A 23,686-nucleotide genomic window follows, 5' to 3' on the forward strand; every position below is an offset into this window, starting at 1 on the left:
CGCACAGGCCTTGAGGGCAGTGGAGATCCTGTGGGAGCGGGTTTACCCGCGAATGGGCTGTGCACAGCAGCCCCCTTCTGAACTCAGCGATAACGCTCGAGCCAGTGCGCATACGGTGCAGGCAAGGTCCAGGAGGCTTTCTCCACACCCAACTCCTTGGCCGCAAAGTAAGCCCAGTGCGGGTCGGCCAGGTGCGCACGCCCTACCGATACCAGGTCCAGCTGGTTGGCCTGCAGCGCTGCTTCCGCCAGTTGCGGCGTACCAAACCCCCACGCAGAGGTAACCGGCAGCTTCGCCTCACGGCGCACGCGCTCGGCAATCGGCCCCATGAACGCCGGGCCCCACGGGATCTTGGTATCGGGAATGGTGAAGCCGACACTCACGCTCAGCAGGTCGAGGCCACCAGCCTTGAAGCGGCGCGCCAGTTCGATCGACTCTTCCAGGGTCTGCTCATCGCGACCGTCGTATTCCAGCACACCAAAACGCGCGGTCAGTGGCAGGTTTTCTGGCCATACCTCACGCACCGCTGCCAAAGTTTCCAGCAGGAAGCGGCTGCGGTTGTCGAAGCTGCCACCGTAGGCATCGGTACGCTTGTTGGAGTGTTCGGAGAAGAAGCTCTGGCCCAGGTAACCATGGGCAAAGTGCAGCTCGATCCATTCGAAACCGGCATCGCGCGCACGGCGGGCGGCATCGACGAAGTCCTGCTTGACCCGGGCGATGTCGTCCAGAGTCATCTCGCGCGGCACTTTTGGCAGATGCGCGCCAAAGGCGATGGCGGACGGGGCGATGGTTTCCCAACCACGGGCGTCGTCGGCAGCAATGTGGTCGTCACCTTCCCACGGGCGGTTGGCGCTGGCCTTGCGCCCGGCGTGGGCAATCTGGATACCCGGCACGGAACCGGCGGCCTTGATTGCCTGCACCACCGGCACGAAAGCCTGGGCGTGGGCATCGCTCCAGATACCGGCGCAACCGGGGGTGATGCGCCCTTCCGGTGCCACGGCAGTGGCCTCGACCACCAGCAGGCCGGCTCCGCCACGGGCCAGGCCGGCCAGATGCACGTGATGCCAGTCGTTGATCATGCCGTCCTCGGCCATGTACTGGCACATCGGAGGAATGGCAATGCGGTTGCGCAGGGTGACGTCCTTGAGGGTATAGGGTTCGAACAAGGCGGACATGGGCAAGCTCCAGAGCTGTTTGATTACGATAGTTCGATCATAATCGAACTATGGCAATTAATGATAGCCCCGTTATCATGACGACCATGCGAGCCTATCAACATCCCAATTCTGAAGACCTTACCCTGGAACGCCTGCTCTACGCCCTGAGCGACCCGGTGCGCCTGGGTATCGTGCGTCACCTGGCGGGCGTGGCCGAAGCCAGCTGTGGCGAGCTGGACGGCGGCCGGCCGAAGTCAAGCATGTCCCACCATTTTCGCGTGCTGCGTGATGCGGGGTTGGTGCATACCCGCAATGTGGGGACTACCCATATGAATTCGTTGCGTAGCGAGATGCTGGCGGAGCGGTTTCCCGGGTTGCTGGACTGCATTCTGCGGCAGCAGTGATTTACCTGTGCCGGCCTTTTCGCGGGTAAACCTGCGCCCACAGGGATAGCGCTGGCCACAGGCTTGGCGCTATTTCTGTGGGAGCGGGTTTACCCGCGAAAGGGCCGGTACAGGCAACAAAAAAGCCACGAGGTCTCCCCCGTGGCTTCTTTCAAAACAATGGCCGATTACAGCGCCATGTCATTCTCAGGCTTGCTCTCGACCGGATGGCTCGGTGCAGCCGTGGTGCCAACACTCTCGTCGATCACCGGTGGTTTCTCGAGCTGCAGCACTTCAGCGGTGTAGTTCCACTCTTTCTGGGTGGCCGCCGCCGAGTCGTTCAGCTTGGTGCCGTAGCTCGGCACGATCTGCTTGATCTTGGCCTGCCACTCAGGGGTGGCGACCTTCTCCTTGAACACGGTTTCCAGCACGTTCAGCATGATCGGTGCAGCAGTCGAAGCACCTGGCGATGCCCCCAGCAGGCCGGCGATGGTGCGGTCTTCGGAAGCGACCACTTCGGTGCCCAGCTTCAGCACGCCGCCCTTCTCGGCATCACGCTTGATGATCTGCACGCGCTGGCCGGCCTGCCACAGGCGCCAGTCTTCCTTCTTGGCGTTCGGGAAGTAGGTGCGCAGGGCTTCGAAGCGGTCGTCGTCAGACAGCATCAACTGGCCAGCAAGGTATTCCACCAGCGGGTACTGATCGATGCCGACTTTGGTCATCGGCCAGACGTTGTGGGTGGTGGTGCTGCTCAGCAGGTCCAGGTACGAGCCGTTCTTCAGGAACTTGGTCGAGAAGGTGGCGAATGGACCAAACAGGATCACGCGCTTGCCGTCAAGCACGCGGGTGTCCAGGTGCGGAACCGACATGGGTGGTGCGCCGGTCGAGGCGATACCGTAGGCCTTGGCCATGTGCTGCATGGCCACGGTCGGGTTCTCGGTCACCAGGAACGAGCCGCCCACCGGGAAGCCCGCGTATTCCTTGGCTTCAGGAATGCCCGACTTCTGCAGCAGCTTCAGCGCGCCGCCGCCGGCACCGATGAACAGGAACTTGGCGTCGGTGGCCGATTCGCTACCGTCCTTCAGGTTCTTGTACTCGACGTGCCACGAGCCGTCCTTGTTGCGAGTGATGTCCTGCACTTCGCTGGACAGCTTCAGGTCGAAGTTTTCCTGGGTTTTCAGGTGGCCGACGAACTGGCGGGTGATCTCGCCGAAGTTGACATCGGTACCGATTGGCGTCCAGGTCACGGCCAGCTTCTGGTTCGGGTCGCGGCCTTCCATCATCAGCGGGACCCACTTGGCGATCTGCGCGTGGTCCTCGGAGTACTGCATCGGGCGGAACAGCGGGCTGGCCTGCAGCGCGTCATAACGCTTTTTCAGGAACTTGATGTTGTCATCGCCCCACACGAAGCTCATGTGCGGCGTGGTGTTGATGAACGAATGCGGGTTCTTCAACACGCCCTGGCGGACCTGCCACGACCAGAACTGGCGGGAGATCTGGAAGGCCTCGTTGATTTCGATGGCCTTGGTGATGTTGACGTTGCCGTCCTTGTCTTCCGGGGTGTAGTTCAGCTCGGCCAGCGCGGAGTGGCCGGTACCGGCGTTGTTCCAGCCATTGGAGCTTTCTTCGGCCACACCATCCAGGCGCTCGACCATTTCCATCGACCAGCTTGGTTCCAGCTCGTGCAGCCAAACGGCCAGGGTAGAGCTCATGATGCCGCCGCCGACCAGCAGCACATCTACTTTCTTGGTTTCTGCGGCGTGCGCTTGCATGACGCTTGCAGCGACAGCCAGACCCAGCAAGGTCTTGCCAGCTTTCTTGAACATTGATCGATTCCAGTCAGGAGAACAGAGGGCGGGCCTGTGGCTGGCCCAGGTAAAGCGTGTTCTGCAGCGCAGGCTTGTTGTTGATCATTGTTCAGCAGCCAGAGAACCAGAAAACGACTCGGCCTTTTGTCGAATTGACCGACACGGCTGAATCGTTTTTCCGATTGTAGCTTAAATGCCAGCACAAACAAATTGCCACCCGGAGCGTCAAGGCGACGGGTTGCCTCAGTGGCAGATTGTCACGCGGAAAAACAAGAACCCCCGATCACGGAAATGACCGGGGGCCTTGGATCACGCTGCAAGCGTCGCGATCAGGGTACCGCCAAGATTACTGCTGCTGAGGCAGTTTATCGATCGGGCCGCAGCCACCGATGATCTTGGAGATGGAAACCGAAGGGTGGAACAGGTAGTCGTAGCTGCAGTTTTTCGGCTGGTTGTAAACCTGGCCGGTGCAACCCGACAGCAGGGCAACACCCGAAACGACAGCAACGGCAACGGTAGCCTTGAACAGCTTTTTCATACTAAGTCCTTTAAATGAATCATCTAAGGCCATCATTCTGATGGCGGCGGGATGATACAGAACCCAAGCATTGGATCCAAGCTTCAAGGTGCAGTTGTTGGTTGCACGTGTGCAACAACTAGTTGCCGTTGTAGGAAATGTCCCGCACTTCTGAAATTTGAGCGCCTGTTTTCAATTTTCGGGCAGATGGTTGAAAAGCGGACCGGTGGCGACGATAGTCTTGAACTCTGCCTACGCACCATCAACAGGAGTTTTCCATGCTCGGCGTCACCGACTACGGCGCGTTCGTCATCGCCTTCATCATCGTCCTGGCCATCCCCGGGCCAGGCAACTTCGCCCTGATCACCGCCACCGGCAAGGGCGGGATCAAGGCAGGCATGGCCGCGACCTGTGGGGTTATCCTGGGTGACCAGGTGCTGCTGTGGCTGGCGGTGGCTGGTGTTGCCACCCTGCTGGCGGCCTACCCTGCCGCCTTCCACGTGGTGCAATGGGCCGGTGCTGCGTACCTGGCCTACCTGGGCCTGCGCATGCTGCTGAGCAAACCCGGTGGCGCGCCGCGGGCCAGCCGTATGGACAACGGCCAGTACCTGCGCCAGACCATGATGATCACCCTGCTCAACCCCAAGGCGATCATGTTCTACATGGCATTTTTCCCGTTGTTCGTCGACCCGGTGAAGCATCAGGGGCTGGTGACTTTCAGCTTCCTCGCGGCGACGGTGGCGGTGGTGACCTTCCTGTACGGGTTGATTGCGGTGGTGCTGACGCACCAGTTGGCCGAACGCATGCGCGCCAATCCGCGGATATCCAATATGTTCGAGCGGTTGGCGGGGGCTTGCCTGCTGGGGTTCGGCATCAAGCTGGCCGCGATGCGCTGACGGCCCTGGGGGCGCTTTGCGCTCCCGGTCCTACAGTTGAAACTCAGAATAATCCCCTTCCTTGTAGGCCAAGGGCGGCGATAAAACCCGTTTTTCTACAATTCAGAAGCTGATGCTTGCCTTGGGCGTAGAACTTACCTACAGGCTGCTCAAGAAGCTCCCCGCGTCTTCATAGGCTCGCCCGCGCAAATGGGATGCTCGCTACGAACAACTTCGCGCCACACAACGAAAAAGCCCCTGGAAACTTTCGTTCCCAGGGGCTTCATCTTGTATGGCGGAGAGATAGGGATTTGAACCCTAGGTACTGTTGCCAGTACAACGGATTTCGAATCCGTCCCGTTCGACCACTCCGGCATCTCTCCAATGCCGCGCATCATACCAGCGTTCTTTTAAAACGCAAACCTTTTTTTAAAAAAAATCGCGTGGTATCAGGCGCTTGCGTGAACATGTCGCTTACAGCGGCACGCCCAGGCGCTTGGCAACTTCTTCGTAGGCTTCGATCACGTCGCCCAGGCCCTGGCGGAAGCGGTCCTTGTCCATCTTCTTGCGGGTCTCTTTGTCCCACAGGCGGCAGCCGTCCGGGCTGAACTCGTCGCCCAGCACGATCTGGCCGTGGAATACGCCGAATTCCAGCTTGAAGTCGACCAGCAGCAGGCCGGCGTCATCGAACAGCTTGCTCAGCACTTCGTTGACCTTCAGCGACAGCTTTTTCATTTCGGCCAGCTGCTCGGCGGTGCCCCAGCCGAACGCGACAACGTGAGATTCGTTGATGAAGGGGTCGCCCTTCTCGTCGTTCTTCAGGAACAGCTCGAAGGTGGACGGCTCCAGCTTGATGCCCTCCTCCACGCCCAGGCGCTTGACCAGGCTGCCGGCTGCGTAGTTGCGCACCACGCACTCGACCGGGATCATGTCCAGCTTCTTCACCAGGCACTCGTTGTCGCCCAGCAGCTTGTCGAACTGGGTCGGCACGCCGGCTTCTTCCAGTTTCTGCATGATGAAGGCGTTGAACTTGTTGTTCACCATGCCTTTGCGGTCGAGCTGTTCGATACGCTTGCCGTCGAACGCCGAAGTGTCGTTACGGAACAGCAGGATCAAGCGGTCGGCGTCGTCGGTCTTGTAAACCGATTTGGCCTTGCCGCGGTAGAGTTCGTCGCGTTTTTCCATGATTGGGCTCCGCTTGCTTGAGGTGTTGGGCTAGGCGATTTCGCGCCAGTCGAGCCCGTGTTCCTGATTCGCCACCTGGAGCCAGTCCGGGTCGCACCCAAGGGTGTCGACGAAGCACTGGCGAGCCAACTGTGGCAGGTTGTTCTTGCTGCTGAGGTGGGCCAGCACCAGGTGTTGCAAGTTGCTCCAGCCCAACTCGTGCACCAGGCGCGCGGCCTGGTGATTGTTCAAATGCCCTTGCATGCCACCCACCCGCTGCTTCAGGAAGGCCGGGTAGTGACCGCGTGCCAGCAGGTCGCGGCAGTGGTTGGCCTCGATCAACAGTGCATCCAGGCCCTGATAACGCTCCAGCAGCAGCGCGTCGTACGAGCCAAGGTCGGTCAGCATGCCGAAGCGCCGCTGGCCGTCGCTGACCACGTACTGCAGCGGCTCGTAGGCGTCGTGCTCGACCCGCGCCGCGGTCACTTCCAGGCTGCCGATACGCAGGCTTTCGCCACAAGCGAGAAAACCGGCCACCTCCACCGGCTTGCGCATGCCGCGCAAGGTCCCCTGGCTGAGGTAGACCGGTACATTGTAGCGCCGTGACAGCAAGCCGACCCCATGTACGTGGTCGGCATGTTCGTGGGTAACCAGTACCGCACTGAGCTGGGCCGCCGATACGCCGAGCAGCGCCAGGCGCCGCTCGGTCTCGCGCAGGGAAAACCCGCAATCGACCAGGATGAACGTGTCACCACTGGCGATCAGCGTGCCGTTTCCCTGGCTGCCGCTTCCGAGTACCGCGAAGCGCACTTAGCCCAGGTGGTCCTGAATGGCGCTCAGCACGCGGCGGGCGACATCGGCCGGGGCAACGGTGTTGATGTTCTTCTCGACCGTGACCTGCACGCTCTCACCTACCTTGCTCAGACGAACCTGGTAGCGTTCGGCACGGGCTTCACGCTCTTCCTTGGTCGGCTCGCTGCCGAACATGCGGCCAAAGAAGCCAGGCTGGTTCTGCTTGTCTTCAGGCTTTTCAGACAGGTTGATGTAGTACAGGCCCAGGCTGCGGTTGATGTCCTCGACACGCCACTCGCCACCCTGCTCCAGGGCACGGCCCACGCTGGACCAGGCGCGGTCCAGGTCGGCGCCCAGGTACAGCACCGGGTTGCCGCTGCCGTCTTCGCTCAGGCTGACGCGGCTTGGCGCGTCGAAATCGCGCGCGGCCAGCAGCGATACCGAACCGCCCTTCTCCGCGCTGCGGTTCATGCTGGCAAGCATTTCGTCGACCAGCAGGGCATCGGCACCGGTGTTGCTGGAGGTGGACGGGAAATCGGGTTCGGCAGTGCTGCCAGCCGGGCGCTCGACGCTGACCACATACACCTCGGAGGTGTTGCGCTGCACACCAGGCTCCATGCGTACACGCACGCGCACTTCGCTGTCAGCGCTGCTGGCAGTGCTGGCCAGGCGCTGGCCGAGCGAAGCCGACAGTTCGTCGAAACGCTGCCAGGTGGTATTGAATTCACCGGTCTGCGGGCGCTCTTCGGCGATGCGGAAGCCGTTGTCTTCGAAGAACTGGCGAGCCACAGGCCATACTTCGGCCGGCGAATGCTGGGCCAGCACCCAACGGCTGCTGCCGCTGCGCTGCAGGCTGTAGTCGGTAACCTGGGCGGCGCCACCGGTCATCGGTTGCGGGCGTGGCACCTCGAACTCGCCGGTGGCGCTGTCGTCGGCGACGTTGCGCGGGATCGGCAGCAGCGGGTCAAGGCGCTTGACGTTGCTGGCGTCCGGCGGCAGCTGCATCGGCGCAGTCGGGCGCGCCTGCAGGTAATCGCTGCCGCGGTCGCGGAAATAGCCATCCTCGCCCCACAGCCAGCCACACCCACTGGTGCTGGAGATGATCAGGGCAAGGGCGGAAAGACCAGCCAGTCGCTTCATGCGGTGTACTTCCTCTTAAACCAGTACGCCGGACTGGCGCAAGGCAGTACGGACTTTTTCGTGGCAGCCTTCGCTCAGCCAGGTCAGCGGCAGGCGAATGCCTTTTTGCATCAGGCCCATCTCGACGAGCGCCCATTTCACCGGGATCGGGTTGGCTTCGCAGAACAGGTCCTTGTGCAGCGGCATGAGTTTTTCGTTGATTGCGCGGGCCTTCTCGGCATTGCCCTCAAGGGCGGCCTCGCACAGGTCGGCCATTTCGCGCGGGGCGACGTTGGCGGTGACGGAGATGTTGCCTTTGCCGCCCATCAGGATCAGCTCGACGGCGGTCGGGTCATCGCCGGACAGGACGATGAAGTCCTTGTCGACGCCATCCAGGATGGCCTTGGCACGGGCCAGGTCGCCGGTGGCTTCCTTGATGCCGATGATGTTCTTGACCTTCGACAGGCGGATCACGGTATCGGCCTGCATGTCGCAGGAGGTGCGGCCGGGTACGTTGTAGAGAATCTGCGGGATGTCGACGGCTTCGGCGATGTGCTTGAAGTGCTGGTACAGGCCTTCTTGCGTCGGCTTGTTGTAGTACGGTACCACCAGCAGGCAGGCGTCGGCGCCGGCATTCTTGGCGTTCTGGGTCAGGTGCACGGCTTCAGCAGTGGCGTTGGCACCGGTGCCGGCGATGACCGGGATCGGTTTGTTGCTGCGCTTGACGCGCTCGACCACGTGCTTGATGACCAGGATGTGTTCTTCGACATCCAACGTGGCGGACTCACCGGTTGTGCCGACAGCGACAATCGCGTGGGTGCCGTTTTCCAGGTGGAAGTCTACAAGTTTGTCGAGGCTGCCCCAGTCCACACGCCCTTGTGCATCCATGGGTGTGACCAATGCCACCATACTGCCCGCAATCATGTAACTGCTCCTGCCGGAAAAAGAGAGCGGTAATGGTACTGGGGGCATCGGCCTTGCACAAGCGAAGCAGGCGGGCGGAGCATTCCCCTCGGCGCCTTATTTCGCTACCCTTGATGCTTTGATCGGTGCAGCGCGGCCCGCCGGGCCGTCGACCTTGCTCCCCGCCAGCGTCCACGACCTCGCATGCGAGCCCCGGGCCCTGCCGACAGGAGGCTTTCGCCCGTCCTGTGCCGACCGCTCATCGCTTTAGGAATGCTGCATGTCCACCCCCACCGTCCGCGAACAATTCCTTGTCATCAGTGCCCTGGGCCCCAACCCCATGGAGCTGGCCAACGTCCTCAGCCGCGCTGCCTTCGAAAACCGCTGCGCGGTGGTCACCTCGCGCCTGAGCCGCCACGGCGAGACCAGCGCCCTGGTACTGCAGGTAGGCGGCAGCTGGGACGCCCTGGCGCGCCTCGAAGCCATGCTGCCTGGCCTGGGCAAGAAGCACGGCCTGACCCTGGACGTGGTGCGCAGCGCCGACCAGGAAGTGCGCCCGCAGGCCCTGCCCTACGTGGCCTACGTCAGCGCCGCCTACCGGCCGGACATCATCAACGAGCTGTGCCAGTTCTTCCTCGACCACCGCGTCGAGCTGGAAGCCATGACCTGCGATACCTACCTGGCGCCGCAGACCGGCAGCAGCATGCTCAATGCCCAGTTCACCGTGATACTGCCGGCCGGCACCCAGATCAGCTGGCTGCGTGACCAGTTCCTGGACTTTGCCGATGCCCTGAACCTCGATGCGCTGATCGAGCCATGGCGTCCACAGAACCCAATGTAAGGAAACCGACCATGGCTGTAGCACTCGACCAACCCGTTGCCGACTTCCAGGCCCAGGCTACCAGCGGGCAGACCGTCAGCCTGGCCGAGCTCAAGGGCCGGCAGGTGGTGGTGTATTTCTACCCGAAGGACAGCACCCCGGGCTGCACCACCGAAGGCCAGGGCTTCCGTGACCAGCACGATGCCTTTGCCGCGGCCAACACCGTGGTGTTCGGCGTGTCGCGCGATGGCATCAAGTCGCACGAAAACTTCAAGGCCAAGCAAGGCTTCCCGTTCGAGCTGATCAGCGACAAGGACGAAGCCCTGTGTCAGCTGTTCGACGTGATCAAGCTGAAGAAGCTGTATGGCAAGGAATACATGGGCGTTGACCGCAGCACCTTCCTGATCGACAAGGACGGTGTACTGCGCCAGGAATGGCGCGGGGTGAAGGTGCCCGGGCATGTGGATGCAGTACTGGCTGCTGCCCAGGCCCTGAACAAGGCTTGAGATCGTTGGGGGGCGCTTTGCGCCCCTTTCGCGACACAAGGCCGCTCCTACAGGAAATCGCGTATCCCTGCAGGAGCGGCCTTGTGTCGCGATGGGCGGCAAAGCAGCCCCAAAATTACAGCATCGGTGACACACTAGGCTCCTGCCGCGGCCAGGCATCCAGCACAGCCTTGATCAGCGTCGCCAGCGGGATGGCAAAGAAGATCCCCCAAAACCCCCACAACCCGCCAAACAGCAACACCGCGCAGATGATCGCCACCGGGTGCAGGCTCACCGCCTCGGAGAACAGCAGCGGCACCAGCACGTTGCCGTCCAGCGCCTGGATGATCGCGTACACCGTCATCAGGTAGATGAACTGGTCACCCCAGCCCCACTGGAACAGTGCGATCAACGTCACCGGCACGGTCACCACCACCGCGCCCACGTAAGGCACCACCACCGACAGCCCTACCAGCAGCGCCAGCAACGCGGCGTAGTTGAGCCCCAGGCTGATGAAGGCGATATAGGTGGCGATGCCGCAGATCAGGATCTCGATGCCCTTGCCGCGGATGTAGTTGGCGATCTGCCGGTTCATCTCGCTGCCCACCCGGTTCAGCAGGCTGCGCTGGCGTGGCAGGTAGCCGCTGACCCAACGGCCGATCAGTTCGCGGTCCTTGAGAAAGAAAAATACCAGGATCGGCACCAGTACCAGGTAGATCATGGCGTTGACCAGCAACGGCAGGCTCGATAGCGAGAAGGTGAGCGCCCACTGGCCGAACTTGCCGATCTCCCCGCGCACCGACTCGATGGCATGCAGCACCTGCTCGTCCGACACCAGGTGCGGGTAGCGCTCGGGCAACAGCAACAACAGCGACTGCCACTTGCCGAGCATGCCCGGCAGTTCGTTGAACAGGGTGATCAGCTGGTGCCACAGCAGCGGCACCAGCACCAGCATGAACACCGCCAGCGCGCCCATGAACAGGGCGAACACCAGCATCACCGCCAATCGGGTGGGTACCCGCAAGCGCTCCAGGGCATTGACCAACCCTTGCATCAGAAACGCCAGCACCATGCCCGCCAGCACCGGCGCAAGCATGCCACCCAGGGTGAGTACCGCGGTAAAAGCAAGGAACAGCAGGACCGCCAGCACCACCGCTTCCTCATCGGAGAAGTAGCGCTGCATCCAGTCGCGAAGCACTTTGAACATTGACGATCCTTGGAAAGACTCAGGCCTTGCGCAGCCAGTAAGTGTAGGTGCCGGCCTCGGCCGTTTCCCGCAGCAGGGTATGACCTGCCAACTGGGCGAAAGTGCGGAAGTCACGCTGGGAGCCGGCGTCGGTGGCGATTACCTTGAGCACCGCGCCGCTGGCCAGGCGGTTGAGCTCCATCTTGGCCTTCAGCAGCGGTAAAGGGCAATTCAGCCCGCTGGCGTCCAGTTCGGCGTCACAAGTCAGGGTTTCACTCATTGCGGGGCTCTCCAACGGTATTGCCAGGCGGTATCTGGATTTGGCCGGCTAGGATAGCGCCACTGGTCGCCAACGTGTGAGCCCGCTACAGTAGGTATCTTTGACCGACGCGAGCTTCATGCATGAATCTACTGCGCCCTACCCTGCTGACGCTGGCCTGCCTGTTGGCCCTTCCCGGCCATGCTGACGACCTGCCATCACTGGGCGACGCCAGTTCCGCGATCGTCTCGCCACAGCAGGAGCACCAGCTCGGCCGTGCCTGGCTGAGCCTGCTGCGCGGCCAGGTCAACCAGCTCAACGACCCGCAGCTGAAGGACTACGTCGAAACCAGCGTGTACCGCCTGGCCGAAACCAGCCAACTGCAGGACCGCCGCCTGGAATTCATCCTCATCGATAGCCGCGAGCTCAATGCCTTTGCGGCCCCGGGCGGTATCGTGGGGGTCAACGGCGGGCTGTTCCTCAACGCCCAGACCGAAGGCGAGTACGCCTCGGTACTGGCCCACGAACTGGCGCACTTGTCGCAGCGCCACTTCGCCCGCGGCGTCGAGGCCCAGCAGCGCATGCAGTTGCCGATGATGGCGGCGCTGCTGGCCGGTATCGTGCTGGCGGCCGGTGGCGGCGGTGATGCCGGTATCGGTGTGATCGCCGGTACCCAGGCGGCAGCGATCCAGGAACAGCGGCGCTTCTCGCGGCAGAACGAACAGGAAGCCGACCGCATCGGCATCCAGAACCTGGAAAAGGCCGGCTACGACCCGCGCAACATGCCGACCATGTTCGAGCGCCTGGCCCGGCAGTACCGCTACGACGCCAAGCCGCCGGAGTTCCTGCTGACCCACCCGGTAACCGAGTCGCGTATCGCCGACACCCGCAACCGCGCCGAGCAGGCTCCCAAGGGCGGCGTCGAGGACAGCATGCGCTACCAGCTGATCCGTGCCCGGGTGGCGCTGACCTACGAAGGCACCCCTGGGCTGGCGGCCAAACGCTTCCGCGCCCAGCTGGACGAAGACCCCAAGCTGGACGCCGCGCGTTACGGCCTGGCCCTGGCGCAGATCAAGGGCGGCCAGCTGAACGAGGCGCGCGAACTGCTCAAGCCGCTGCTGGCCAAGGCGCCCAACGACATTACTTACAACCTGGCGCAGATCGACCTGGACATCACCAACAACCGCCTGGCCGACGCGCAGCAGCGCGCCGAACGCATGCAGGGGTTGTACCCGGGCAACTACCCGCTGAAGCAGGTGCGTGCCGATCTGCTGGTGAAGCTGAACAAGCCCGCCGAGGCGGAAAAGGTGCTGAACGAACTGGTGAAGAGCCGGCCGGATGACCCGGACGTGTGGTACGACATGGCCGAAGTGCGGGGGCTTTCGGGCAATACCATTGGCTTGCACCGGGCGCGGGCCGAGTACTTCACCCTGGTGGGCGATTTCGACCAGGCGATCCAGCAGCTGGATTACGCCAAGCGCCGGTCGGGTGGGAACTTCCCGTTGGCAGCACAGATTGACCAGCGCCAGCGCGAGATCATAGAGCAACAGCGCATGGTTCAGGAAATGATGGGGCGTTGACGGCCCTTTCGCGGGTAAACCCGCTCCCACAGGGACCGCACCGCCCGTGAGCGCTGTGCTGTCCCTGTGGGAGCGGGTTTACCCGCGAAGAAAGCGACGCGGTCTGGCGTCAGGCGTTACCGGACAACTTCAGGCGCGCTGCCTGGGTAAAGTCCAGCATCCGGTTCAGCGGCTTGATTGCCTTCGGCACCAGCGCCGGGTCGACGAAGATCTCGTTCGTGCCATGACGCAGGCAATCCAGCACCCGCTCCAGGGTATTCATCGCCATCCACGGGCAATGCGCGCAGCTGCGGCACGCCGCGCCATTACCGGCGGTGGGGGCTTCGACGAACTCCTTGTCCGGGCACAGCTGCTGCATCTTGTAGAAGATGCCGCGGTCGGTGGCGACGATGAAGGTCTTGTTCGGCAGGGTCTGGGCAGCCTTGATCAGCTGGCTGGTGGAGCCCACCGCATCGGCCAGCTCGATCACCGCTTCCGGCGACTCGGGGTGCACCAGAATCGCCGCATCCGGGTACAGCGCCTTCATGTCGGCCAACTGGCGCGACTTGAACTCTTCGTGAACGATGCAGGCACCGTCCCACAGCAGCATGTCGGCACCGGTTTGCTTCTGGATGTAACGCCCCAGGTGCTGGTCCGGGCCCCAGACGATGGTCTCGCCGTTGTCCATCAGGCTTTCGACGATTTCCAGCGCGCAGCTCGAGGTCACCACCCAGTCGGCACGGGCCTTCACGGCAGCGGAAGTGTTGGCGTAGACCACCACGGTACGTTCGGGATGCTGGTCGCAGAAGGCCGAAAACTCTTCTACCGGGCAACCCAGGTCGAGCGAGCAGGTAGCTTCCAGGGTCGGCATCAGCACGCGCTTTTCCGGGGTGAGGATTTTCGCCGTCTCGCCCATGAAGCGCACACCGGCGACGATCACGGTTTCGGCCGGGTGGTTTTTGCCGAAGCGGGCCATTTCCAGCGAGTCGGACACGCAGCCGCCGGTTTCTTCGGCCAGCGCCTGGATGACCGGGTCGCAGTAATAGTGGGCGACCAGCACGGCGTTCTGGGCCTTGAGCTCGGCAGCGATGGCCGCACGGTATTCGGCCTCCTGCTCGGCTGTCAGCGGGTTGGGCTGCTTGGCGTCGAGGTGGGCCTGAACCAACAGGCGTTCGGAAATCTGGGTCATGATCGCTGGACCTGCAGGCGCGTGCGCGCGTCGAATCGAGTGTATCACCCGGCCCTGACAGATCGGCTAAGGGTGCCGGACGGCACGAAGGCCGCCACGGCCCTCTGCGGGCGCGGATTATTATCGGAGGCCGAAGGCTACAGACAATCCAGCGAATTCTAAAGTGGTTTTTGTGTTGCCTGTGCTGGCCCTATCGCCGGCAAGCCAGCTCCCACAGGGATTGCACAAATGTTGCTGGCAACAATAATCCTGTGGGAGCCGGCTTGCCGGCGATAGGGCCGGTACAGGCTTCGCCGATCAGCCCTGCGGCGAAAGGGCCGCCAGCTGCGCCGCCATGAGCATCGCGAACTCTTCCACGGTCATCTTCTTGCCGTTGAAGTCGACCATGCCATCGGCATAGTGCAGGCTGCTTACCACATCGTTGCCCTGCACGGTGGCCATGCCACTCTGCAGCGCCATCATGCCGACCATTTCCCCGGCCTGGCTCGATTGCATGGCAATGGCTTGGGCGTCGGTCTGGCCATCCAGCAGTGCCTGCAAGGTTGCCAGGTCGCCGATCATAGGCTTGGACAACGACAGCTTGCTCTTCACCTCGGTGATCAGTTGCTTGCTCAATTGATCAGGCGGCAGGTCGAAGCTGGCCGGGGCGGCGAAGCCCATCGACAGGTCAAAGCGGCTTTCGCCATTGGCGGTCCTGAACGACAGGTTTTCCACTGCCACCCGGGGCTTGGCAGCCAGCAACTTCTGCAGCTCGCCCTGGAACCTGGCCTTCTCATCATCGTCCATCTGGATTTCCGGCACCGGCTGGCCAGCAGCAGCTGCGGCCTCGAATTCCGGCAGGTGCGCCTGGTACCACGTCGACAGCGCCTGTAGCGCCGGCGCGTTGACCGACGTGATGCTCACTGCCATCTGCGCCTTGCCCACCGCACGGCCATCCCAGGTGATATCCCCGACCTTGTACTCCACGCGGCCACCCACGGTATCCGGGCCCTCAAGGGCTTGCAGGGCGTTCTGCTCCAGCCCCTTGACCACCAGCACCTGCTGTTTCGGCCCCAGAGTGACCTTGGTTTCGGCCAGCGCCAGGTCGACATTGCCTACATAGATGGCCTCGTGCGCGGTGGCCGCCAGCTGGCCGCCGACCTTAAGTCCGTTGAGCTCGAAAGTGGCAGGCGGCTGGTCATCGCGTACCAGTTTCATCACGAACCGATCGGCCTGGCCGTGGAAGCTCGAGGCCTTGCCTTCCTGATCACCACTGACTTGCAGTTGCATGCCCGAGAAGTCGAGGCTGTTGCCGTCCGCTTCGTCGAGCTTGACTGGCGCCAGCTGGACCTGGCTGACAACATTGCCATCGTAGCCCAGGCTGGTCTGGGCACTGACCGGGGCCTGCTCGCCCGCTGCGGCAAACCACGGTGCGGTGGCGTCGTCCTTCTGCAGCGTGCTGTTGCTGACTGCCAGCACCGGCATCAGCTTAAGCGCCTTTACCCGCGACCAGGGGAACGGGCCGTGCTCGATCTGGTCGGTAACGCCCACGTCGAAATTCACAACTTCGCCTTCGCCCAGGTTGATATCGCGGGCCTTGAGCCGGTACTGGGCGGTACTGCTGAAGAAATGCTGCTCCAGCGACACCCGTTCGATGCTCATGCTGCCACCAGTACTCACCAGGGCCTTCTTGAGTTCTGCGTTGCTGCGGACCAGGGCGTTGTCCAGCTCCGCAGGCAGCTGCTTGCCGGTGTACCAGGCGCCAGCGGTGGTTACGACGGCGATGGCGATAGCCAGGCCGGAAAGGGTGCCAACTGATTTCTTCATGAATAGAACCGATTGCTGTCCATATGGGCTTCGTAGGCGGCCAAGGGCCACACAGGACGCCAAGAGTACCACTGCAGCCCAGCCCTGGCGCTGGCCAGTCTCGACAATTCCCGTTTTTGGGAAACGCCTGACATACCTTCCAAGTGCGACCGGCCTTCGTTAATTTTTGCGAACACCAAAATTGATCATAACCGCAAAAAAACGCGCAAAAACCGAACAAAACCCCACTTTAATCGATAAATATTTCAGTCCAGCAACATCTTGTCATGTTTAACTTGACACTAAGCTACCCATCGTTTTTTATTTTCACCACTTTGCGCGCTCCCCCGCGTCCCCGCTGCTCCAACAATAAAGGTGAACAACATGGAGCCCACCCGCTCGCCCTTGCCGCATGCGCAGTACACCGTGCCCGCCGTTTACGCCCAGCCGCAGGAGCCATGCCAGCATGCAGCCTGACCACAGCGCTTCCGGCAACGGCCAACTCCGTAAAACCCTGCGCCTCTGGCACGTGATCATCATCGGCCTGGCCTACCTCACCCCGATGACCGTGTTCGACACCTTCGGCATCGTTTCCGGGATTACTGCCGGCCACGTACCCAGCGCCTACATCCTGGCGCTGGCCGGGATCCTGTTCACCGCCGTGAGCTACGGCACCTTGGTAAGGCGCTTCCCACAGTCGGGCTCGGCCTACACCTACACCCAGCGCGCGATCAACCCGCACGTCGGCTTCCTGGTCGGCTGGTCGTCGTTGCTCGACTACCTGCTGCTGCCAATGGTCAACGCCTTGCTGGCCAAGCTGTACCTTTCGGCCATGTTCCCGGAAGTACCGGAATGGATGTGGGTGGCCGGCTTCGTCACCCTGATCAGCCTGATCAACATGCGCAGCGTGAACCTGGTGGCGCACTTCAACCTGCTGTTCGTGGCCGTGCAGGTGGCGATCATCGCCGTGTTCATCTACCTGTGCGTGCGCGGCCTGGACCAGGGTGAAGGGCTGGGTACCGCCTGGAGCCTGCTGCCGTTCGCCGACGACCAGACCCAGCTCAGCGCCCTGGCCGCCGGTGCGACCATCCTGTGCTTCTCGTTCCTCGGCTTCGACGCGGTCACCTGCCTGTCCGAAGAGACCCGCGACCCGGGCAAGACCATCCCTCGCGCGATCTTCCTCACCGCCCTGATTGGCGGCCTGGTGTTCATCACCGTGTCGTACTTCATCCAGGCTTACTTCCCGACCATGTCCCGCTTCCACGACCAGGAAGCGGCACTGCCGGAAATCGCCCTGTACGTCGGCGGCAAGCTGTTCCAGTCGATCTTCATCGCCTGCACCGTGATCAACACCATCGCCTCGGGCCTGGCCTCACAGACCAGCGTGTCGCGCCTGCTTTACGTGATGGGCCGCGACAACGTGATCCCGGCCAGCCTGTTCGCCCGGCTGCACTCGCGCTACAAGACGCCGGTGTTGAACATCGCGGTGGTGGGCCTGATTTCGCTGTCGGCGATCTTCTTCGACCTGGTCACCGCCACCTCGATCATCAACTTCGGTGCGCTGGTCGCGTTCAGCTTCGTCAACCTGTCGGTGATCAACCACTGTTACCTGCGCGAAGGCAGGCGCCAGGGCCTGGCCAACCAGTTGACGTACCTGGTGGCGCCCACCATCGGCTTCTGCATAATCGTCTCGCTGTGGCTGGACCTGAACGCCCACTCGCTGCTGTTCGGTGGTGTCTGGGCACTGCTCGGCCTGCTGTACCTGGCCTGGCTGACCAAAGCCTTCAGGGACTCCCCACCCAACTACATCGCTGAATGACCCATGCTGTCGACAACGCCCGCGCCTGATCGCGGGCGTTGCATTTGATCGAAAAGGAAAGCCCTCATGCCGCTGCGTCGCCTCTCCATCCAGTGGAAGATCACCCTCCTCGCCGGCCTGTGCCTGCTGGCCATCGTTGCCCTGCTGGTAACCACATCGCTGGCCCAGGCGCGGCGCAGTGCGGCATTGGTCAACCAGGCCAACACTGAAATGCTCGACAGCAGCGCACGCCTGCGCCTGCAGGCCCATGCCGAAACCCAGGCCCTGCGCATCCAGCGCTATTTCATGGACGCCTACCAGTACGGCAATGGCTTTGCCCGCCTGGTGCAGGTGCTCAAGGCCCGTGGCGGCAACGACCTGCGCGCCGAACTGACGCGCCAGGCCCGCGCCAGCCTGGCCGGCAACCCGGATGTGATCGGCCTGTACCTGGTGTTCCAGCCCAACGCCCTGGACCCGGACAGCCAGTACCTCGGCCAGGATGCCATGGGCAGCAATGAGCGCGGGCGCTTCTCGCTGTACTGGTCACAACCCCGCCCCGGAACCCTGGAGCTTGAAGCCATGCCGGAATCGATGCTCGGTGACGCCAGCATCGGCAGCAACGGTGTGGCGAAGAACCGCTGGCTGACCTGTCCGCAGGACACCGCCAGAACCTGCATGCTCGAGCCATACCTCGACGAAGTGAATGGCCGCGAGGTGCTGATGACCAGCATCGCCCTGCCGCTGCTGGAGCACGGCAAGGTGGTCGGCGTGGTCGGCCTGGACATCGGTCTGGCCAACCTGCAGCAGCTGAGCCTGGACGGCCGCCGGGAACTGTTCGACGGCCAGGGCCAGGTCAGTATCGCCAGCGCGGCTGGCCTGCTGGCCGGCAACAGCCGCGACGACAGCAAACTCGGCGAGCCCATGGACAAGGCGGTAGCCGACGGCCTGCTGCGTGTTGCCCACCCGTTCACGCCAATCCCTGATGCCGCCCCTTGGCAGGTATTGCTGGAACTGCCGGAAAGCGTACTGCAGGCGCCTGCGGTCGCCCTCAACCAGCGCCTGGATGCGCACAACCACAGCGCCAACCTCACCAGCCTGCTGGTTGGCCTGGGCGCGGCGGTAGTCGGTTTGCTGCTGGTGTGGCTGACCGCGCGCGGCGTGACCCGGCCAATCCTGGCCGTGGCCGCGCGCCTGGAAGACATCGCCAGCGGCGAAGGCGACCTCACCCGCCGCCTGGACTACGCCCGCCAGGACGAACTGGGCCAGCTTACCGGTTGGTTCAACCGCTTTCTCGACAAGCTGCAGCCGGTCATAGCCCAGGTCAAAGGCTCGCTGCAGGAAGCCCGAGGCACCGCCGACCAGTCGGCAGCCATCGCCAGCCAGACCAGCAGCGGCATGCAGCAACAGCACCGCGAAATCGAACAGGTGGCCACCGCCGCCAATGAAATGAGCGCCACCGCTCTTGATGTCGCCCATAACGCTTCGCAGGCGGCCCAGGCCGCACGCGCTGCCGACCAGGCCAGCCGCGAGGGCCTGCAACTGATCGACAGCACCCGCCAGGGCATCGACCGCCTGGCCGCCGGCATGAACAGCGCCATGGACGAAGCACGCGCACTGGAAGGCCGCAGTGGGCAGATCGGTTCGGTGCTGGAAGTGATCCGCACTATTGCCGAGCAAACCAACCTGCTGGCGCTCAACGCGGCCATCGAAGCCGCCCGTGCAGGCGAAGCCGGGCGTGGTTTTGCCGTGGTGGCCGATGAAGTGCGCGGTCTGGCCCAACGTACCCAGGTGTCGGTGGAGGAAATTCGCCAGGTCATCGAAGGCTTGCAGCAAGGCACCCAGGATGTGGTGGGCGCCATGCACGAAGGCCAGCGCCAGGCCCAGGACAGCGCTGCGCGGATGGAACAGGCGCTGCCGGCGCTACAACGTATTGGCGAGGCAGTGGCGGTGATCAGCGACATGAACCTGCAGATTGCCTCGGCGGCTGAAGAGCAGAGCGCGGTGGCCGAGGAAGTAAACCGCAATGTTGCCGGCATTCGCGATGTGACCGAATCGCTGGCAGGCCAGGCCGATGAATCAGCGCGGATCAGCCAGGCCCTGAACCGGCTGGCCAACCAGCAGCAGGCGCTGATGGAGCAGTTCCGCGTCTAACCTGTCAGGGCCGGTGCGCCTTCTTCGCGGGTGAACCCGCTCCCACAGGGTTTTGCGCCGATCTCGAAGGCGACGCCAGCCTGTGGGAGCGCGTTCACCCGCGAAGAGGCCCTGACAGGCAATTCAGCATCATCGTTTCTTCTAGAGCACAATTTATGCAAAACCCAACCAGATCCACCTTCTTCGACATCACCAGCGAACAGGGCCTGTTACGCACCTCGATCGCCGTCACCCTGTTCATTGCCATCATCGGCATCGCCTTCGGCCTGGCCTCCGGCTCGTTCTCCATCGTGTTCGACGGCGTCTATTCGCTGGTCGATGCCAGCATGAGCGGGCTGTCGCTGGTGGTGGTCAGGCTGATTACCGCGCACACCACCAGCGTGCAGATGTCACGCAAGTTGCGAGAGCGCTTCACCATGGGCTTCTGGCACCTGGAGCCGATGGTGCTGGCGCTCAACGGCATCCTGCTCAGCGGCGTGGCCATCTATGCGCTGATCAACGCCGTCAGCAGCCTGCTGCAAGGCGGGCGTCACCTGGAGTTCGGCATCGCCATGGTCTACGCGGTGCTGACCGTGATCGCCTGCGTGACCATCGCGATCGTCGAGGCCCGCGCCAACCGCAAGCTGGGCTCGGATTTCGTGCGCATGGACGTCAAGGGCTGGGTGATGTCGGCCAGCATCACCGCCGCGCTGCTGATCGCGTTCTGCTTTGGCTATGCAGTGCAGGGTACATCGCTGGAGTGGGTGTCGCCGTATATCGACCCGGCGGTGCTGGCGCTGGTCTGCCTGGTGATCGTGCCACTGCCGATGTCGGTGGTGCGCCAGGCCCTTTCGGAAATTTTCCTGGTGACCCCAGGCGACCTCAAGCTGCACGTGGATGAAGTCGCCAAGGCCTTCGTTGCTCGCCACGGGCTGCAGTCATACCGCGCCTATGTGGCCAAGGTCGGGCGCTCGCGGGAGATCGAACTGTATTTCATCGTGCCGAAGGCAATGGCCGCGAAAACCATCGATGAATGGGATGCGTGGCGCAACGAGATCGGTGATGCCGTGGGCGGTGAAGGGCCGGACCGTTGGCTGACGGTGGTGTTTACAGGGGATCCGGAGTGGGCTGAGTAAGCTGGGGGGCGCTTTGCGCCTCTTTCGCCAGCAAGCCAGCCCCCACCTCGACCGCATCAGCCCCGAGTCATGCGCAAGCCCTGTGGGAGCTGGCTTGCCGGCGATGGGCCAGTACAAGCAGCCGAAAACGAAAAAGCCCGCGACCGTTGCCGGTAGCGGGCTTTGACGTACTGCATATGGTGGGTCGTGTAGGATTCGAACCTACGACCAATTGGTTAAAAGCCAACTGCTCTACCAACTGAGCTAACGACCCGTTGGATGGCGCGTATAATACTGATTTCTAACGGGAAATCAACACCCCATCAAACTTTTTTCAAAAGTATCGCGTCGGGTCTTCGACTCCGGCGGCCTTGAAGCCGTCGGCACGCAGGCGGCAGCTGTCGCATTTGCCGCAGGCACGGCCGTCATCATCGGCCTGGTAGCAGGAAACGGTCAGGCTGTAATCCACGCCGCGAGCCATACCGGCCTGCACGATCTGCGCCTTGCTCATGTTCTGCAGCGGTGCCTGTATACGGAAGCCCTGCCCTTCGACACCGGCCTTGGTCGCAAGGTTGGCCATGCGCTCGAAGGCTTCGACAAACTCGGGGCGGCAATCGGGGTAGCCGGAGTAATCCACGGCATTCACACCAATGAAGATGTCACGGGCTTCAAGCACCTCTGCCCAGCCCAGGGCCAGGGACAGGAATACGGTGTTGCGCGCCGGCACGTAGGTGACCGGGATGCCTTCACCCGGGGTTTCCGGAACGTCGATGCTGCTGTCGGTCAATGCCGAGCCGCCGATGCCGTCCAGGTTCAGGCCAATCACCTTGTGTTCGACCACACCCAGGTTGCGGGCAACGCGGGCCGCGGCGTTCAGTTCCGCGCGGTGGCGCTGGCCATAGTCGAAACTCATGGTGTAGCAGCTGTAGCCTTCGGCCTTGGCCATGGCGACCACGGTGGCCGAGTCCAGGCCGCCGGACAACAGGATTACTGCGCGTTTTTCGGTCATCTGTGCTTGCTCCTCAATCAACGTCCGGGTTCGTCGTTCCACAGCAGCTTGTGCAGCTGCAGCTGGAAGCGTACGGGCAGGTTGTCGGCGACGATCCAGTCCGCCAGCTCGCTGGCGTTTACCTGGTGGTGGCTGGGCGAGAACAACACCTCGCCGGCACGCTCTGCCAGGTTGTACTGGATCAGCTTGGAGACCGCCCAGTCGTAGTCCTCGCGGGAACAGATAACGAACTTGACCTGGTCGTTGCGGGTCAGCTGTTCGATGTTCTCGTAGCGGTTACGGTGCGACTCTTCGGAGCCAGGGGTCTTCAAGTCGACCACGCGGCTGACGCGGGTGTCGGTGCCGGCAATATCCAGCGCACCGCTGGTTTCCAGCGACACCTCGTAACCGGCGTCACACAGGCGCTGCAACAGCGGCAAGGCGTTGGGCTGGGCCAGTGGCTCGCCACCGGTGACACAGACGTAGCGCGGCTTGAAGCCGGCGACCTGCTCAAGGATCGAATCGAGGGTGCGAACGGTACCGCCACTGAAGGCATAGGCACTGTCACAGTACTGGCAGCGCAGGGGGCAACCGGTGAGGCGCACGAAAACCGTGGGCAACCCAGCCGTTCGCGTTTCACCCTGCAAGGAGTAAAAGACTTCGGTGATGCGTAATGTGTCTTGCATGCTCGCCACGGGCGTGACAGCTAAACAGGCTGTCCGCCTCCGTCAGGCACTGTCGCGGACTCGACATAGCGTTATCCGCAGCAGCGTGTTTACGAAAAAAGGGCAGTGATTCTAACGAAAAAACCCGCGACAGGCGCGGGTTTCTTTCAAACGGTACGGCTTAGAGCTTCTGCAGGTCACGCTGGGCCAGTTGCGCGGCCGAGGTGCCAGGGTACTGGGTAATGACCTGCTGCAGGATACCCTTGACCTTGTCGGTGTTGCCCATGCGGCGCTCGACGTCGGCCAGCTTGTACAGCGAGTCCGGCACCTTGCTGTGCTTCGGATACTTCTGACTGACCTGGGCGAACGCCTGGCTGGCAGCAGGCAGGTCGCCCTTGGCCAGGTTAACTTCACCCAACCAGTACTGGGCATTGCCGGCGTACTGGCTGTTGGGGTACTTGCGCAGGAAGGCGCTGAACGCCTGGCTGGCCTTGTCGAAGTCTTTCTGCTTGATCAGGTCGAAAGCGGCATCGTAGTAGAGCTTTTCTTTCGCCGGATCACCCGGCTCGCTACTGGCGGCCGGTTGTTGCGCAGCAGCACCTGCTGCTGCATCGGGGGCGGCATTGGAGGCACCACCACCGGAGGAATTGTCAGGGGTCGCGGCAGGCGCGGCGCCACTGTTGATGCGACGGTCCAGGTCCTGGTAACGCTCCAGGTTTTCCTGCTTCATGCGCGACACATCGTTCTGCAGCTCTTCGATGATGCCTTGCTGGCGGGAAAGCTGATCCTGCATCTGTTGCAGCTGCATGAACAGCTGGCCCTGTGCAGAGGCAGGGGCCGAAGCCCCTGACCCGGCATAGGCGCCGCTCGTGCCATAACCCGCAGGCGGATAACTGCCTGCGTTGTCATCAACTACAGGGACCTCAGCCCAGGCCGCGAGCGGCAGGCTGAGTGCGAGGACGGTTACTACACGGCGGCACATACGCATG

The 23,686-nt window shown here is 62.6% G+C and carries 22 protein-coding genes, 2 tRNA genes and 1 pseudogene; 9 read left to right on the top strand and 16 right to left on the bottom strand.

Annotated elements, in window-relative coordinates; translation table 11 throughout:
* Positions 1 to 83: 83 nt before the first annotated feature.
* On the bottom strand, positions 84 to 1,175 hold the full coding sequence (xenA, locus tag V3314_RS23575; protein WP_085601002.1) for a xenobiotic reductase XenA: 1,092 nt from the start codon (positions 1,173 to 1,175) through the stop codon (positions 84 to 86).
* A gap of 50 nt (positions 1,176 to 1,225) precedes the next feature.
* Here xenA and V3314_RS23580 point away from each other — a divergent pair, with 50 nt between their 5' ends.
* Positions 1,226 to 1,561, top strand: a complete 336-nt coding sequence (locus V3314_RS23580; RefSeq protein ID WP_046616489.1) for a helix-turn-helix domain-containing protein — start codon at positions 1,226 to 1,228, stop codon at positions 1,559 to 1,561.
* Between the two features lie 167 nt (positions 1,562 to 1,728).
* Here the strand turns inward: V3314_RS23580 and mqo are convergent, their stop codons facing one another.
* Together mqo and V3314_RS23590 are read right to left on the bottom strand one after the other, a co-directional pair.
* Positions 1,729 to 3,366, bottom strand: coding sequence for a malate dehydrogenase (quinone) (gene mqo / locus V3314_RS23585; protein WP_046616490.1), 1,638 nt, complete (start codon positions 3,364 to 3,366; stop codon positions 1,729 to 1,731).
* A 328-nt stretch (positions 3,367 to 3,694) separates the two neighbouring features.
* The gene (locus tag V3314_RS23590) at positions 3,695 to 3,886 is read right to left on the bottom strand and encodes a YhfL family protein (protein WP_046616491.1); all 192 of its coding nucleotides are present in this window, start codon (positions 3,884 to 3,886) and stop codon (positions 3,695 to 3,697) included.
* Positions 3,887 to 4,143: 257 nt separating this feature from the next.
* Between V3314_RS23590 and V3314_RS23595 the strand changes: the two genes are divergently transcribed.
* Both V3314_RS23595 and V3314_RS23600 read left to right on the top strand, forming a co-directional pair.
* The gene (locus tag V3314_RS23595) at positions 4,144 to 4,761 is read left to right on the top strand and encodes a LysE family transporter (RefSeq protein ID WP_046616492.1); all 618 of its coding nucleotides are present in this window, start codon (positions 4,144 to 4,146) and stop codon (positions 4,759 to 4,761) included.
* A 70-nt stretch (positions 4,762 to 4,831) separates the two neighbouring features.
* Positions 4,832 to 4,936, top strand: a pseudogene (locus V3314_RS23600) (putative addiction module antidote protein); the annotation flags it as partial.
* 97 nt (positions 4,937 to 5,033) lie between these two features.
* On the opposite strand, the gene V3314_RS23605 reads toward V3314_RS23600, so the two are convergent.
* From V3314_RS23605 to dapA, 5 genes are all read right to left on the bottom strand, one after another.
* Positions 5,034 to 5,123 (bottom strand) — tRNA-Ser (locus tag V3314_RS23605).
* 91 nt (positions 5,124 to 5,214) lie between these two features.
* Complete coding sequence (gene purC, locus V3314_RS23610) at positions 5,215 to 5,925, bottom strand: phosphoribosylaminoimidazolesuccinocarboxamide synthase (protein WP_004375217.1); 711 nt, start codon at positions 5,923 to 5,925, stop codon at positions 5,215 to 5,217.
* Between the two features lie 30 nt (positions 5,926 to 5,955).
* The gene (locus tag V3314_RS23615; protein WP_046616493.1) at positions 5,956 to 6,714 is read right to left on the bottom strand and encodes an MBL fold metallo-hydrolase; all 759 of its coding nucleotides are present in this window, start codon (positions 6,712 to 6,714) and stop codon (positions 5,956 to 5,958) included.
* Positions 6,715 to 7,836 (bottom strand): outer membrane protein assembly factor BamC, encoded by a 1,122-nt coding sequence (gene bamC, locus V3314_RS23620; RefSeq protein WP_004375223.1) that lies wholly within the window; start codon positions 7,834 to 7,836, stop codon positions 6,715 to 6,717.
* Positions 7,837 to 7,851: 15 nt separating this feature from the next.
* Complete coding sequence (dapA, locus tag V3314_RS23625; protein ID WP_046616494.1) at positions 7,852 to 8,739, bottom strand: 4-hydroxy-tetrahydrodipicolinate synthase; 888 nt, start codon at positions 8,737 to 8,739, stop codon at positions 7,852 to 7,854.
* A 259-nt stretch (positions 8,740 to 8,998) separates the two neighbouring features.
* Between dapA and V3314_RS23630 the strand changes: the two genes are divergently transcribed.
* Positions 8,999 to 9,559, top strand: a complete 561-nt coding sequence (locus V3314_RS23630) for a glycine cleavage system protein R (protein WP_013973793.1) — start codon at positions 8,999 to 9,001, stop codon at positions 9,557 to 9,559.
* 11 nt (positions 9,560 to 9,570) lie between these two features.
* Entirely contained in the window at positions 9,571 to 10,044 is a 474-nt protein-coding gene (locus V3314_RS23635) for a peroxiredoxin (RefSeq protein WP_013973794.1), read from the top strand.
* Between the two features lie 115 nt (positions 10,045 to 10,159).
* Here the strand turns inward: V3314_RS23635 and V3314_RS23640 are convergent, their stop codons facing one another.
* The gene (locus V3314_RS23640; protein WP_015271461.1) at positions 10,160 to 11,230 is read right to left on the bottom strand and encodes an AI-2E family transporter; all 1,071 of its coding nucleotides are present in this window, start codon (positions 11,228 to 11,230) and stop codon (positions 10,160 to 10,162) included.
* A gap of 19 nt (positions 11,231 to 11,249) precedes the next feature.
* Positions 11,250 to 11,489, bottom strand: coding sequence for a sulfurtransferase TusA family protein (locus tag V3314_RS23645; RefSeq protein WP_004375233.1), 240 nt, complete (start codon positions 11,487 to 11,489; stop codon positions 11,250 to 11,252).
* Between the two features lie 122 nt (positions 11,490 to 11,611).
* On the opposite strand from V3314_RS23645, the gene V3314_RS23650 reads away from it, so the two are divergent.
* The gene (locus tag V3314_RS23650; protein WP_338459709.1) at positions 11,612 to 13,048 is read left to right on the top strand and encodes a M48 family metalloprotease; all 1,437 of its coding nucleotides are present in this window, start codon (positions 11,612 to 11,614) and stop codon (positions 13,046 to 13,048) included.
* A 109-nt stretch (positions 13,049 to 13,157) separates the two neighbouring features.
* Here V3314_RS23650 and nadA read toward each other — a convergent pair whose 3' ends face one another.
* Positions 13,158 to 14,216, bottom strand: a complete 1,059-nt coding sequence (gene nadA / locus V3314_RS23655) for a quinolinate synthase NadA (protein ID WP_338459711.1) — start codon at positions 14,214 to 14,216, stop codon at positions 13,158 to 13,160.
* Positions 14,217 to 14,513: 297 nt separating this feature from the next.
* Positions 14,514 to 16,022, bottom strand: a complete 1,509-nt coding sequence (locus V3314_RS23660; protein ID WP_338459713.1) for a YdgA family protein — start codon at positions 16,020 to 16,022, stop codon at positions 14,514 to 14,516.
* 445 nt (positions 16,023 to 16,467) lie between these two features.
* Between V3314_RS23660 and V3314_RS23665 the strand changes: the two genes are divergently transcribed.
* From V3314_RS23665 to V3314_RS23675, 3 genes are all read left to right on the top strand, one after another.
* Positions 16,468 to 17,820: an APC family permease gene (locus tag V3314_RS23665; protein WP_046617152.1), complete on the top strand. Its 1,353-nt coding sequence runs from the start codon at positions 16,468 to 16,470 to the stop codon at positions 17,818 to 17,820.
* 66 nt (positions 17,821 to 17,886) lie between these two features.
* Entirely contained in the window at positions 17,887 to 19,950 is a 2,064-nt protein-coding gene (gene mcpU / locus V3314_RS23670; RefSeq protein WP_085600995.1) for a methyl-accepting chemotaxis protein McpU, read from the top strand.
* A 155-nt stretch (positions 19,951 to 20,105) separates the two neighbouring features.
* The gene (locus V3314_RS23675) at positions 20,106 to 21,065 is read left to right on the top strand and encodes a cation transporter (RefSeq protein WP_085600994.1); all 960 of its coding nucleotides are present in this window, start codon (positions 20,106 to 20,108) and stop codon (positions 21,063 to 21,065) included.
* A gap of 177 nt (positions 21,066 to 21,242) precedes the next feature.
* Here V3314_RS23675 and V3314_RS23680 read toward each other — a convergent pair.
* From V3314_RS23680 to ybgF, 4 genes are all read right to left on the bottom strand, one after another.
* Positions 21,243 to 21,318 (bottom strand) — tRNA-Lys (locus V3314_RS23680).
* A 60-nt stretch (positions 21,319 to 21,378) separates the two neighbouring features.
* Entirely contained in the window at positions 21,379 to 22,053 is a 675-nt protein-coding gene (gene queC / locus V3314_RS23685; protein WP_046617155.1) for a 7-cyano-7-deazaguanine synthase QueC, read from the bottom strand.
* Positions 22,054 to 22,070: 17 nt separating this feature from the next.
* Positions 22,071 to 22,718: a 7-carboxy-7-deazaguanine synthase QueE gene (gene queE / locus V3314_RS23690; protein ID WP_015271468.1), complete on the bottom strand. Its 648-nt coding sequence runs from the start codon at positions 22,716 to 22,718 to the stop codon at positions 22,071 to 22,073.
* Positions 22,719 to 22,878: 160 nt separating this feature from the next.
* Positions 22,879 to 23,685, bottom strand: coding sequence for a tol-pal system protein YbgF (ybgF, locus tag V3314_RS23695; protein ID WP_046617156.1), 807 nt, complete (start codon positions 23,683 to 23,685; stop codon positions 22,879 to 22,881).
* Between the last annotated feature and the right edge of the window lies 1 nt (position 23,686).

This window comes from Pseudomonas sp. TE3-3-F2023 (assembly GCF_036784815.1).
Classification (GTDB): Bacteria; Pseudomonadota; Gammaproteobacteria; order Pseudomonadales; family Pseudomonadaceae; genus Aquipseudomonas; species Aquipseudomonas pudica.